This is a genomic window from Xanthomonas fragariae (assembly GCF_017603965.1).
GTDB classification, from domain to species: domain Bacteria; phylum Pseudomonadota; class Gammaproteobacteria; order Xanthomonadales; family Xanthomonadaceae; genus Xanthomonas; species Xanthomonas fragariae_A.
The window spans coordinates 2934095-2946782 of sequence record NZ_CP071955.1; the positions used below are offsets into that span (position 1 = coordinate 2934095).

General features: G+C 61.9%; 10 protein-coding genes, 1 other RNA gene and 2 pseudogenes. 3 read left to right on the plus strand and 10 right to left on the minus strand.

Annotation, left to right across the window (positions count from 1 at the left end):
* The first annotated feature begins 11 nt into the window (after nt 1–11).
* Together J5I97_RS13890 and J5I97_RS13895 are read left to right on the plus strand one after the other, a co-directional pair.
* Nucleotides 12–743 (plus strand): alpha/beta hydrolase, encoded by a 732-nt coding sequence (locus J5I97_RS13890; RefSeq protein ID WP_208587151.1) that lies wholly within the window; start codon nt 12–14, stop codon nt 741–743.
* A complete protein-coding gene (locus tag J5I97_RS13895) occupies nt 740–3214 on the plus strand; it encodes an acyl-CoA dehydrogenase (protein WP_208587152.1) in 2475 nt (824 codons plus the stop codon). Before J5I97_RS13890 ends, J5I97_RS13895 begins: the two co-directional genes overlap by 4 nt.
* Nucleotides 3215–3378: 164 nt before the next feature.
* Here J5I97_RS13895 and J5I97_RS13900 read toward each other — a convergent pair whose 3' ends face one another.
* The 3 genes and pseudogenes from J5I97_RS13900 to J5I97_RS13910 form a co-directional block, all read right to left on the minus strand.
* Entirely contained in the window at nt 3379–3738 is a 360-nt protein-coding gene (locus J5I97_RS13900; RefSeq protein ID WP_208587153.1) for a DUF1304 domain-containing protein, read from the minus strand.
* 115 nt (nt 3739–3853) lie between these two features.
* Nucleotides 3854–3929, minus strand: a non-coding RNA gene (locus J5I97_RS13905) — sX9 sRNA.
* 65 nt (nt 3930–3994) lie between these two features.
* Nucleotides 3995–4363 (minus strand): annotated as a pseudogene (locus J5I97_RS13910) (MFS transporter); the annotation flags it as partial.
* 362 nt (nt 4364–4725) lie between these two features.
* Between J5I97_RS13910 and J5I97_RS13915 the strand changes: the two are divergent.
* Complete coding sequence (locus tag J5I97_RS13915) at nt 4726–6069, plus strand: serine hydrolase domain-containing protein (RefSeq protein ID WP_208587154.1); 1344 nt, start codon at nt 4726–4728, stop codon at nt 6067–6069.
* A gap of 516 nt (nt 6070–6585) precedes the next feature.
* Here the strand turns inward: J5I97_RS13915 and J5I97_RS13920 are convergent.
* The 7 genes and pseudogenes from J5I97_RS13920 to nudE form a co-directional block, all read right to left on the minus strand.
* Nucleotides 6586–7047 carry a hypothetical protein gene (locus tag J5I97_RS13920; RefSeq protein WP_208587155.1) on the minus strand — a complete coding sequence of 154 codons (462 nt, stop codon included), beginning with the start codon at nt 7045–7047 and terminating at the stop codon, nt 6586–6588.
* 1010 nt (nt 7048–8057) lie between these two features.
* A complete protein-coding gene (gcvH, locus tag J5I97_RS13925) occupies nt 8058–8453 on the minus strand; it encodes a glycine cleavage system protein GcvH (RefSeq protein ID WP_208587156.1) in 396 nt (131 codons plus the stop codon).
* Between the two features lie 144 nt (nt 8454–8597).
* Entirely contained in the window at nt 8598–9707 is a 1110-nt protein-coding gene (gene gcvT, locus J5I97_RS13930; protein WP_208587158.1) for a glycine cleavage system aminomethyltransferase GcvT, read from the minus strand.
* 121 nt (nt 9708–9828) lie between these two features.
* Nucleotides 9829–10163: pseudogene (locus J5I97_RS13935) on the minus strand (YnfA family protein).
* Entirely contained in the window at nt 10160–11134 is a 975-nt protein-coding gene (gene mazG / locus J5I97_RS13940; RefSeq protein WP_208587160.1) for a nucleoside triphosphate pyrophosphohydrolase, read from the minus strand. The pseudogene J5I97_RS13935 and the gene mazG overlap by 4 nt, the downstream one beginning before the upstream one ends.
* 185 nt (nt 11135–11319) lie before the next feature.
* The gene (gene cysQ, locus J5I97_RS13945) at nt 11320–12120 is read right to left on the minus strand and encodes a 3'(2'),5'-bisphosphate nucleotidase CysQ (RefSeq protein WP_208587162.1); all 801 of its coding nucleotides are present in this window, start codon (nt 12118–12120) and stop codon (nt 11320–11322) included.
* Nucleotides 12117–12665, minus strand: a complete 549-nt coding sequence (gene nudE / locus J5I97_RS13950) for an ADP compounds hydrolase NudE (RefSeq protein WP_208587164.1) — start codon at nt 12663–12665, stop codon at nt 12117–12119. Before nudE ends, cysQ begins: the two co-directional genes overlap by 4 nt.
* Nucleotides 12666–12688: the final 23 nt, after the last annotated feature.

Genomic DNA, 12688 nt, shown 5'->3' on the forward strand with positions numbered 1-12688 from the left:
TACTATTAGGTATGTTAACATCCCCATCCAGACTTGCCCACACTGCGTGCGTGTGCAGCGCTAGCGAAGCGGTGCTTGTCGTGTCGGTGCAAGGTGCGGAACATGCGCCGTCGGTGCTGCTGGCGCATGGAGCTGGGCAGAGGCGACACGTGTGGGAGGCCACGTCGACTGCGCTTGCACAAATGCGCTGCCCGAGCTTGTTCGGCGCGATATTGGTCGACATCACACCGCGCGGGGATACCAAGGATGTGGAACGCATTCTGCGCTTCACGACCGCGCTCCCGGACGGCCTCGCGCCCCTCGATGCGCCTGCAGATGCGATTGCCGCTTACATGCCGCATCGTCCTCACAAGACGACAACCCACCTGCAGGCCTTGTTGCAACAGCCCGCCGATACACGTTGGCAGTGGCATGGACACCTGCGCCTAGTCGATGAGCTAACGGGACAGGATGCGCAGATTCAGCAGCACAGTTTACTGGAAGCTGCATCGCAGCTGCACTGGCCGATGCTGCTAATCAGCTGTGGGCGCAGCGATCCGGTGACGCCAACCAACATCACCGAATTTTTGTCGATCGCGCCGCATGCGCAGCATGTGCATTCGTCCGATGCCACGCCCATGCTGGCCGGCGGCGACAACGAAGCGTTTACTGCCACCGTGTTGCATTATCTGGACGCACATCCCTCCGTTGGCACCATCGCAGCGTCCACTATTACCGAGCCTGTCACTGGAGCAAGACCATGAGCATCGTTGCACCGTTCCTTCTCGTCATCCTGGCGGCGGGCATCGCTGCCTACCACCGCATGCGCCTTGCCACCTGGGTTGCCCTGAGCGCCTGTGTGTTGGTGGCATGCTGGTTGCTGGGTGCCAATCTCATCGCCACCATCGTCGCTACCGTGCTAGTGGTGCTGGTATCGGCGCCAGTGCTGCTGCCGTTCCTGCGCAAGCCGCTGCTGACCACGCCGCTGATGGGCTTTTTCCGCAAGGTGTTGCCGCCGCTGTCGCAGACCGAACGCATCGCGCTGGAAACCGGTTCGGTGGGTTTCGAAGGCGAGCTGTTCACCGGTGATCCAGATTGGCAGAAGTTGCTGAACTATCCCAAGCCGCAACTGACCGCCGAAGAACAGGCGTTCCTGGATGGCCCGGTCGAAGAGCTGTGCAAGATGATCAACGACTGGGAAATCACTCACGTCTACGCCGATCTGCCGCCGGAGCTATGGGACTTCATCAAGAAGAACAAGTTCTTCGGCATGATCATTCCCAAGCAGTATGGCGGCTTGGGTTTCAGCGCACTGGCACATCACAAGGTGATCCAGAAGCTGTCCTCGATCTCCAGTGTGGTGAGCTCCACCGTGGGTGTGCCGAATTCGCTCGGGCCGGGTGAGTTGCTGCTGCATTACGGCACGCCGGAACAGAAGGACTATTACCTGCCGCGTCTGGCCATTGGTGCGGAAGTGCCATGTTTCGGCCTGACCGGCCCGTTTGCCGGTTCGGATGCGACCTCGATTCCCGACTACGGCATCGTGTGCAAGGGCGAATGGAATGGCGCCAACGTACTCGGCGTCAAGCTCACCTTCGACAAGCGCTATATCACCCTGGCCCCGGTGGCCTCGCTGATCGGTCTGGCGTTTCGCGCCTACGATCCGGAGGGTCTGATCGGCGACACGAAGGACATCGGCATCACCCTGGCGCTGCTGCCGCGCGATACCCCGGGGGTGGAGATCGGGCGTCGCCATTTCCCACTGAATTCGCCGTTCCAGAACGGCCCGATCCATGGCGAGGAAGTGTTCATCCCACTGAGCCAGTTGATCGGCGGCGTGGAAATGGTCGGCAAGGGCTGGAATATGCTCAACGAGTGTCTGGCAGTGGGTCGTTCGATCACCTTGCCCTCCACGGCCAGCGGCAGTAGCAAGTCCGCTGCAGTGGTGACCGGTGCGTATGCGCGCATACGCAAGCAGTTCGGTCTATCGGTCGGTCGTTTCGAAGGTGTGGAAGAAGCGCTAGCACGTATCGGTGGCAAGGCTTATGCAATCAGTGCGCTGTCGCAGGCGACGGCGGCGGCAGTGGACCGTGGCGACGTGCCATCGGTGCCATCGGCGATCGCCAAGTACCACTGCACCACCATGGGCCGCGAAGTGGTCAGCGACATGATGGACGTGATCGGCGGCAAGGGCATTATCTTGGGGCCGCGCAATTTCGCCGGCCGTGCCTGGCAGGCTGCGCCGATCGGGGTGACCGTGGAAGGCGCCAACATCATGACCCGCAGTTTGCTGATCTTCGGCCAAGGCGCGATCCTGTGCCATCCATGGGTCATGAAGGAAATGAAGGCGGCGCAGGATCCGGATACGCGTCGTGGCCTGGAAGAGTTCGACCAGAGCGTGTTCGGACATATCCGCTTCGGTATCTCCAACGCGGTGCGTTCGTTCTGGTTCGGCATCACCGGTGCACGCATCGGTGCCGCACCGGGCGATGCGTACACGCGGCGGTTCTTCCGCAAGCTGGATCGTTATTCGGCCAACCTGGCGCTGATGGCAGACGTGTCGATGCTGATGCTTGGCGGCAAGCTCAAGTTCAAGGAGTCGTTGTCGGGCCGTCTGGGCGATGTGCTGAGCCACATTTACCTGACCAGCGCGATGCTCAAGCGATACCACGACGAAGGTGCACCGGCGACCGATCAGCCGTTGCTGGCGTGGGCCTTCCACGACAGCGTGCAAAAGATCGAAACCGCGCTGTCTGCTGCCCTGCGTAATTTTCCGATCCGTCCGGTAGGTTGGTTGATGTGGATATTGATCTTTCCGCTGGGCCGTCGCGCCGAAGCGCCGGGTGACCGTCTGGGACATCGGGTGGCATCGATCCTGATGACACCCAACGAGGCGCGCGATCGTCTTGGTCAGGGCGTGTTCCTGACTCCATGCGCCAACAATCCGGGTGGACGTATCGCCAGCTACCTGACCAAGGCCGTGATGGCCGAGCCGGTGGAGCGCAAGTTCCTGAAAGCGCTCAAGAGCAAGGGTATCCAGGCGTTGGAGTTCCCGGCGCAGCTGGACGAGGCCGTAGCCGAAGGCGTGATCAACACGGAAGAACGCAAGTTACTGGAAGAGTTGCGCGAGATAATGATGGATACCATCACCGTCGACGACTTCGATCCGCACGAGTTGCGTGCCGCCAGCCATTACGACAAGACGCAGGTACAGCAGCCGCGCGAAGCGGCCTGAGCCAGCGGTCTGAGTTAGTCAGGTAGACCAACGCAAACGGCGAGCTTCAGCTCGCCGTTTGCGTTGGTGCCGCTGCAAGGTGCTGCATGGCGATGCAGGAGGCGGCGCATGCGCGCAAGCAAGACGGCAGCGTTCGTCCAGCGATAACCGGCTGCGCACTACGATCAAATCGACAGCGGCAACCACACCAATGCCAAGGCGATCGACGCCGGCAGCGCCTGCACAAAGAAGATGCGGCGATTGACGCTATAAGCGCCGTAGCAACCTGCCGCTACCACGCAGACCAGGAAGAAGCTCAGCACGTCGGTACGTGCGGCTAGCGCGCCCCAGAATAGCCCCGCAGCCAGGAAGCCGTTGTAGAGGCCCTGGTTGGCTGCCAGTACACGGCTGGCCTGCGCCTTTTCGGGGGTGTTGCGGAAGGTCTTTAAGCCCAGTGGGAGCGTCCACAGCACCATTTCCAGCAACAGGATGTAGACGTGTAACAGTGCGACGCACAGACCGGCAACGATGGCGAACGGAGACATGGCAGAGAGATGTGGTGACTGTGGCCGCTAGCATAGCCGCCATTGCGATCGCGCTGCTCAACGCGGCCAGTCACGTGCCGCGCGGTCGCGAGTGATGTCCAACAGCACTTAGAACGGCTAACAAAACGTAGGAAGCAGTCGTCAGGTGGGTGCTCACGGCGCGCAGAAACCGGAGTGTACGCGTGGTACATGCCGATTCCGAGCACCGGCCGCGCCCGCCTGGCGGTGAGCGCAGTCGTTTTGTTAGCCTCTCTCAGAACAACAACAAGGTCGCCATGAAGACCTCATACACCACCGGCAAAAACACCGGCCGCAGATAACGGCTGACCAACGCACCGTACACGGTTACAGCAGCAACATGATCAGGAAGGTGCCAGTAAACAGCACCTGCAGCGTGAAGTCCTTGGGCGGCATGCCATGCGCAGCGAAGAACGCGATTATTCCGGGAGGTAAAAAGCACCTCCATATCGTCCGAGGCACCCATCGCCGCGCGCGCAGGGCGCAGCACGTAGTCACCGCTGAGCAGGCATAAAGAAGTGCAGGAACACCCATGCCGGCGGCGGCGAGTGCGCACTGCCACGCCCAGAAGGCCGGCCGCAGAGCGCGGCAGAGACGGGCTGGCCATCGTGTAACGGGCGCCCGCATAAACGAGCCTGACAGCCAAAGACAGGGCAGCAGCAGCACTCGCGAAACAAGCGCGCGAGTTATCCCATGCGGAGCACCACCAGCGCCCGCCGCAGGACGCTGCGGGGTAGATCGTGCGGCGATGCAGCACGCCGCTTGCCGCCACCTCCGCACAGGACAGGCGAGGAGCCAGGCTCGGAACGCTCGATTTCTGATCCCAGAATCGTCAATAGGATCAATACGATGCCCATTCATTTTCTGGCAGTTTGTGCTATTGCGAAGCGCGGCGCTAGAATCGCTGGAGACAGCGGAACGGGCGGGACAACCATGACAGAAATGCGCAGGCGCCGACGGTTCCGACCGTTGGCCATCGGGCTGCTTGGGGCATTGCTGCCTCTTGCCCTCTCTTCCACCGCGCAGATACCTGCGCCGGCTGCCTCTACGCTGCAGCCGGCCACCGCGACACAGCCGCATACCGCGCCGTTGCCCTATCGCACATCGCTGGCGGCCAGCAAAGTGTTGGCGCCGGCCACAGGCTTCGGTGTGGCGGCCTTCGAGTCGATGGCAGAACAGCTGACCTACGGTAACCGCGTGCCCGGCATGGCGATGGCGATCGTGCAGGGCGGCAAGGTGCTCAGCGCTCGCGGTTATGGCGTTACCGATGTCAACCATCCGCAGCCTGTCGATGGCCACACCGTGTTCCGCCTCGCCTCGCTGTCCAAGGCTTTTGCCGGCACCATGGCCGGGCTGCTGGTCAACGATGGTGTGCTGCGTTGGGACAGCAAGGTGATCGACTACGTGCCTGGCTTCCAGCTCAGCGACAGCGCCGCCACCCGTCGACTCACCGTCGCCGAGGTGCTAAGCCATCGCGTCGGGCTGACCCGCAATGCCTACGACCGCGATATCGAATCCAACGTCGACTATTACTCCCTCAGCCACAAACTCTCGGCCGCACCGCTGCGCTGCGCGCCGGGCGATTGCTATGCGTATCAGAACGTTGCCTTCAGCCTGGTCGGCGATGTGGTATTTGCAGCCTCCGGTAGCTTCTACGAGCAGTCGGTGGAACGCCGCATTTTCAAGCCGCTGGGCATGAACGATGCGAGCATGGGTCTGGCCGGCATCCAGGCCAGCCCGCATTGGGCGCGCCCGCATGTGCGCAATCGCAACGGCTGGGTGTCGCTGACGCCTAAACCGACCTACTACCGTCTTGCGCCCGCCGCAGGCGTCAACGCCAGCGCCAGCGACATGGCGCAGTGGTTGCTTGCACACACCGGCCACCGCACCGACGTGCTGCCCGCGCCACTGCTGGCAACGTTGCATGCTCCTCTGATCTCCACGCCGGGAGAAATGCGATCGGGCTGGCGGCATGAGCGCGTAGATGCCGCCAGCTACGCGCTGGGCTGGCGCGTATTCGATTACGCCGGCCATCAGGTGGTCTTCCATGCCGGTGCGGTGCAAGGCTATCGCGGCCTCGTCGCGCTGCTGCCCGAGCGCGATCTGGGTATCGCAATCTTATGGAACGGCGAAAGCGGCCTGCCCTCCGGCATGCTGCCGACAATTCTGGACCGCGCACTTGGCCTGCCGACCAAGCGCTGGCTGGACATCGATGTGGACGGCGACTTCGGCAGCGAGAACATGCTGGCCGAGCGTCCTGATCCTGCCGGCAAGGGTGCCTCGTCCGGCAAGTCGGTTGCATCGCCGCGCTGAGCTGGATAACGGCACTAGGCGCCGCGTCGCTGCGAATGAAGACAAGGGCGACTTCGGTCGCCTTTTTTGGGTTCGTACGGTCCGCGCGGCTGGTTTGCCGCCGGCAACGCTGTCAGCTGCAGCATGCTTGGATGGCCATCCAAGTCAGATGGAATGCTGCTAGACGGCCCACGCGCGTGCTGTCTTTTTGTGCTGGCAATCCGTCCGCGACGACTGATCCACACAACTCGCGCGTTGTCTTGATCCAGCGGCATCAATGCCGCGCTTGAAAAAATCGGACCGTCCTAGCATGGCTGACATGGCTGGCAATGTTTGGCATGGCAGCGACCACGCCGATCCAGAGCCAGAACGTGCGCGGCGACTCCTCTGAGTACAAGCCCCATCGTTGCGACCCGGATAACGCAGTTCTACAGCTGCCTCGAAAACCGCCAGACGGCTTGCTGCCAATAAAAAAGCTCCCTCCCCGCTGGGCGTCGGGGGGAGAGCTCGATGTTTACGGCGATCGGGTATTACAGATCAGATCAGCGGTGCCGGAGTTGCGGGCAGCGCGACCGGAGCGGCCTTCTTCTTGCGAGCAGCCGGCTTCTTCTTGGCGACCTTCTTTACAGCAGTCTTCTTTACAGCAGTCTTCTTTACAGCAGCCTTCTTGGTGGCTGACTTCTTGGTCACCTTCTTGGCAGTCTTCTTTACTGCTTTCTTAGCGGTCTTCTTTGCCGCCTTCTTCACTGCCTTCTTGGTCGCCTTCTTCGCAGTCTTCTTTACTGCTTTCTTAGCGGTCTTCTTGGTCGCTTTCTTTGCAGTTTTCTTCACTGCCTTTTTGGCGGTTGTCTTCTTGACGGTTTTCTTGGCAGCAGCTTTCTTCACTGCCTTCTTGGCGGTTGCCTTTTTGGCGACCTTCTTGACTGCCTTCTTGGCGGCAGTCTTCTTCACTGCCTTTTTGGCAGTGGGTTTCTTTTTCGCAGCTTTTGCAGTGGCCATGTAATTGGCTCCTCGTCAGTGAACTATGGAGGTGAAACGCCCAGTTGAAGCAACCTGTGACGGCATGCCGTCGTCGGTAACCGTCCGCAGGTGATGCGCGACGGGACGGATACAAAAACACCCGCATCGAACGGCGACACGGGTGCGTGATCGGAACGACAACTACTTTATTGGAGAGAAGCGAACCCGACTCCACCGTGGATGGCGCTTCGGTGGACATCTGGAACAAGCGTGTCGGCCTGATGTCGATTTTGCTTACTCTCTTACGCAGCAATGTCTGCTGGGCGAAACCTAATCACGCTTTTTTTTACTGTCAACACTCTTTTGCATTTTTTTTTCAGCCAGCCATCCCAATGCACCGCACTGAAGCAAGCAGAAGACACCGCGCACGGCCACGTACGTGCGACCGATGCAAGCGTCCATGCAACAGCGCTTTGGAAAAAGTGCTTCTTTTGCGCTGTTTTTTTCAAGCGATGCAACGACCTACGCGTTTGAGCGCTACGTCGACACGCAGCCAAGGCGCGTGTCGACGCATTGCTCGCTGCCTGTCCGATAGATGAAAAATTTTTATCCGACAACTGCGCTTCCGGCGTCGCACAAGCAAAAATGCGCAAACTTGTTGAGACGTTTGATCGCCACGCGCGCGTACACGTACACGACTCAAAGCATGCATCGCGCCTCGTGTTGGATGATCGATGCAGGCAATGCAGCACGACCGTTTCACTGCGCGTACGTAAGATCCTCACGAGTGACTCACGTCAGAAATCCGGCGCCTCTGCGTGCAGGCGTCATCGAAAGATCTTTTGATCGTTGTTACCAACGCACACCGCCCGCTGCTTCACCGCCGATCGCATCGATGTCGACTGGCCGACAGCATGCACGCATCACTTTTGGACTCGACCGCTTGATCGCCATCGCCGAACCGACACCGCATCCTGCCAGCGACATCGCACCCAAAAAAATGGCCGCTCTGAAAGCGGCCATCGTTATCTGCGGCGGACGACGCCAGGTCAGTGTTCGTCGTCTTCGAGCAACTCGGCGTAGTCGTCGGGCGACAGCAGATCGTTGAGCTGTTCCTTGTCGTCGAGTTCGACCACGAAGATCCAGCCCTCGCCATATGCATCTTCGTTGATGGTTTCCGGAGTGTCGCTCAGCGCGCTGTTGACCTCGACGACAGTACCGCTGACCGGGCTGTAGACGTCGGAGGCGGCCTTGACCGATTCCACCACCGCCGCGCCGTTGCCGACCTGCACAGTGTCGCCGACGCCCGGCAGTTCGACGTAGACCAAGTCGCCCAGCAAGCTCTGCGCGTGGTCGGAAATGCCGACGGTCACGCGGCCGTTGCTTTCGAGGCGGGCCCACTCGTGGGATTTGAGGAACTTGAGGTCGCCAGGAATCTCGCGCATGGGTGTGCTCCGGGAAGCTAGGGGTTGAGGAAAGGTGGCTAGTTTAGACCGCGCGACAAGACAGGTGCACGCGCATCGGTCGGGTTGGTCGTTGCTGCGGATTGCACGATGCCGGCCGCTGTCTGTGCGGCCGGCATCGCCTCATCATTGGCCGAGTACGCCGGGCTGCGCGTGGCCATCGCGCACGAACGGAAACTTCACCACGCGCAACGGCAGCTGCTTGCCGCGGATGTCCACGCGCAACGCGTCGATACTGCCGGCTGGCACGCGCGCAAACGCGATCGCCTTGCCCAGCGTCGGCGAGAACGTGCCGGACAGGATCTCGCCCTCGCCAACGGCGGTGAGCACGGTCTGACCGTGCCGCAGCACTCCCTTGTCATCCATCACCACACCGATCAGTTGACGCGGCGCGCCCTGTGCCTTTTGCGCTTCGAGCACGGCGCGGCCGATGAAGTCGCGACCTTCGTCCAATGTGATCGTCCAGGCCAGTGCGGCTTCATACGGGCTGACCGTGTCATCCATGTCCTGCCCGTAAAGATGCATGCCTGCTTCCAGACGCAAGGTGTCGCGTGCACCCAGACCGGCCGGTTCGACGCCTTGCGCGAGCAGCGCGTTCCAGAATGCGACGGCGGCGTCTTGCGGCAACACGATCTCGAAACCGTCTTCGCCGGTGTAGCCGGTGCGTGCGAGGAACAGGTCAACGCCATCGCTCGAACGCGTCTGCAATGCGGCAAAACGGCCGAGCTTGCTCGCCGCAGCAGTGGCGTCCGGATCCAACAACTTGATGACCTTGGCGCGGGCGTTGGGGCCTTGTACCGCGATCATCGCCAAGTCATTGCGCTCTTCCACGTGCACCTGGAAGCGCGCAGCCTGCTCGCAGATCCACTGCAGATCTTTTTCGCGAGTGGCGGCATTGACCACCAGACGGAAGAACTTTTCGCTCATGAAGTAGACGATGAGGTCGTCGATCACCCCGCCCTGCGGATTGAGCATGCAGGTGTACAGCGCCTTGCCGGAAACCTTGAGCTTGTCCACCGAGTTGGCGAGCAGATAACGCAGGAACTCGCGCACGCGTGCGCCGCGCAAATCGACCACGGTCATGTGGCTGACATCGAACATGCCGGCGTCGCGACGCACCTGATGGTGTTCGTCCAGTTGCGAGCCGTAATGGATCGGCATGTCCCAACCGCCGAAGTCGACCATCTTGGCGCCGAGCGCACGATGGGTGTCGTTGAGGATGGTCTTCTGGGTCATGCGCGCCGGTCCAAAGGATAAGACAGCCATTATCGCTGCCAGGCCGCGCTTGGGGGGAACGGCATGCGCACGCTGGCAGGCAATGCGCAACCCGCGCCGGAGCAGCGACATACCGCGTTGCTCAGGCGCTACGCGGCGAGAACGTGATGACCGCCATGCCGAGCAGGCAACAGGCAGCGCCCGGCAGATCCCAACGCGTCGGCGTCACCTGCTCCGCATACCACAGCCACGGCAAGGCGCTGGCGATACGGACGCCACCATAGGCGGCGTAGACACGCCCGCTGGGATCCGGATGCAGGCTCAACAGCCATTACAGATGGCAAGGCTCAGCGCGGTCGGCAGCAGCAGCCACACGCTGCTACCTTTGCGCAGCGATAGAGGAGGAACATAGCAGCCGACCAGTTCGGCAATCGCGGTGGCCGCGAACAGCAGCAGCGTAGTGGGCGCGAAGTTCATGCGTGGCGTGGCGTGTTGGAGCTTGGCGTGTTGGAGCGTGGTTTGTCGAAGTCTGCCTGATGCACGTCCGGGTTGTCGGGAGCTTGCTCGCCGACGGCAGGTTCATCGGAACTAGGCGCGTGGAGGGCTGGCTTGTCGAGAGCCGATACGTCACCACCTCGCTCGCCACGCTTGACCTGTTGCCATAGCGCTTCCTGCTCACTCAACGACAACGCTGCCAACGTGGTGCCCATAGCGTGCGCCTGCACTTCCATCGCACGGAAGCGGCGTTCGAATTTCAGGTTGGCGTGTCGAAGCGCGGCGCCGACATCGACCTTGGCGTGCCGCGCCAAGTTGGCGCAGACGAACAACACATCGCCGAGCTCGTCCTCCAGCCGGGCCTGATTGTCGGCCACCGGGCCGCGTGCGAATTCCACCCGCAGCTCTTCGATTTCTTCCTGCAGTTTTTCCAGCACCGGCACAGGGCCCGGCCAGTCGAAGCCAACCCGCGCCGCGCGCGATTGCAGCTTGGTGGAGCGCTGCCATTCCGGCAGACCGCGCGCGATGCCGGCGAGTGCGGAGTCGTCCTGGTTGCCGGCGGCGCGGCGTTCGTCGCGCTTGATCTGCTCCCAGTTGGCGCGCACGGCCTGCGCGTCTTCGGCCTGTTGCTCGGCGAATACGTGCGGATGGCGGCGCACCAGCTTGTCGCTGAGTGCGGCAACCACGTCGGCAAACCCGAAGGCGCCCTGCTCGGTAGCCATCTGTGCGTGGAAGACCACTTGCAGCAGCAGGTCGCCCAATTCGTCGCGCAGACCCGGCAGGTCGTTGCGGTCGATCGCATCGGCAACTTCGTATGCTTCTTCGATCGTATACGGCGCGATGCTGGCGAAGGTCTGCTCCACATCCCAAGGACAGCCGTGCTCACGATCGCGCAGGCGCGCCATCAGCTGCAGCAGGTGCTGGATGTTACCGGTCGGCGGGGTCTGAGGCATCGTGTATTCCTGGGGCGTTATGCAGTTGAGGTGCGCTGCCTACGCAATAGCGCGGCAGCGACTCAGAACCATCGCAGCGGCATCATGCAGCGGAGGCGAGCGGTAGCAGGAATCTACAATTTCACTTCATGAGGACTTTGCGCACTCACTGCCGCGTCGCATGCACAGTCATCTAGTAGCGGCGCTCACGCAAGCCAATCGCGCCACGGCAGATTGGGATCGCCCAACGCAACGAACTCGCCATTGAGCAAGCTGTCGCGGCGGTTGTAGCGAAACGGCTTGCCGGTGCCGCTGGCCAACAACACGCCACCGGCAGCATGCAACACGCATTGGCCGGCAGCGGTGTCCCACTCGGAGGTGGGACCAAAGCGCGGGTAGACATCCAGGTCGCCTTCGGCGATGCGGCAGAACTTCAACGACGACCCTTGCGCAACCACATCGATCTGGCCCATGCGCGCGAGCGCGGCGGCGGTGCGCGCGTCGCGGTGCGACCGGGTGGCCGCAACCCGCAACGGTGTAGCCGCGGGAATGCGCGTGTGCAGCATCTGGTCGCGGTCGCCATCGCGACGGAAGGCGTTCTCGCCACGTGCGGCATACCAGACACGCCCATCGACCGGCGCCTGCACCACACCTAGCACCGGCGCGCCCATATGGATGAGTGCGATGTTGACGCTGAACTCGCCGTTGCGCTTGACGAATTCGCGCGTGCCGTCGAGCGGATCGACCAACCAATAAGTGGTCCAGGACTGTCGCTCTTCCCAGTCCACGTGTGTGGATTCTTCCGACAACACCGGCACGTCCGGGGCGACCCGGCGCAGCCCGTCGACGATGACGCGATTGGCGGCCAGGTCGGCCTGGGTCAACGGGCTGGTGTCGGCCTTGATCTCTACTGCGAAGTCCTGCGCGTACACCTCCATGATCGCCGCCCCCGCATCGCGCGCGATGGCGATCACGGCTTCGCGCAATTCCATCGGGATGCGGATCATGGATGGCGCTCCAGCCACTCGCGCGCAATGAACAAGGCGGCCAGCGAGCGGCCTTCGGAAAAATCTTCGCGTAGCATCAATTCGTCCAGACGTGCGATCGGCCAGGGCACCACTTCCATCTCTTCCGGCTCATCGCCCATCAGGCGCTCGGGATAGAGATCGCGTGCCAGTACCAACCAGGATTGGTGACTCATGTATGTAGGAGCGAGCGTCATCGCGCGCAGTACCTGCACCTGACGTGCGCCGTAGCCGGCTTCTTCTTTGAGCTCGCGGTCGGCCGCCTGCTCCGGCGTCTCGCCGGCATCGATGCGGCCTTTGACCAGGCCCAGCTCGTAGCGATGCACGCCGGCCGCGTACTCGCGCACCAGCAGCACGGTCTGCGCGTCGAGCATTGGCGCCACCACCACGGCGCCGTGGCCCTGGCTGAGTTGGCGTTCGTACAAACGGCGCTGCCCATTGGAAAATTCCAGATCCAGTTGCTGTCGACGGAACGGGCCGTCACCCAGATCGGTGATCTTGTGGATGGTCGGCAGGCGCGGGCTCATGCGTAACACGCAGCAGCGGAGCC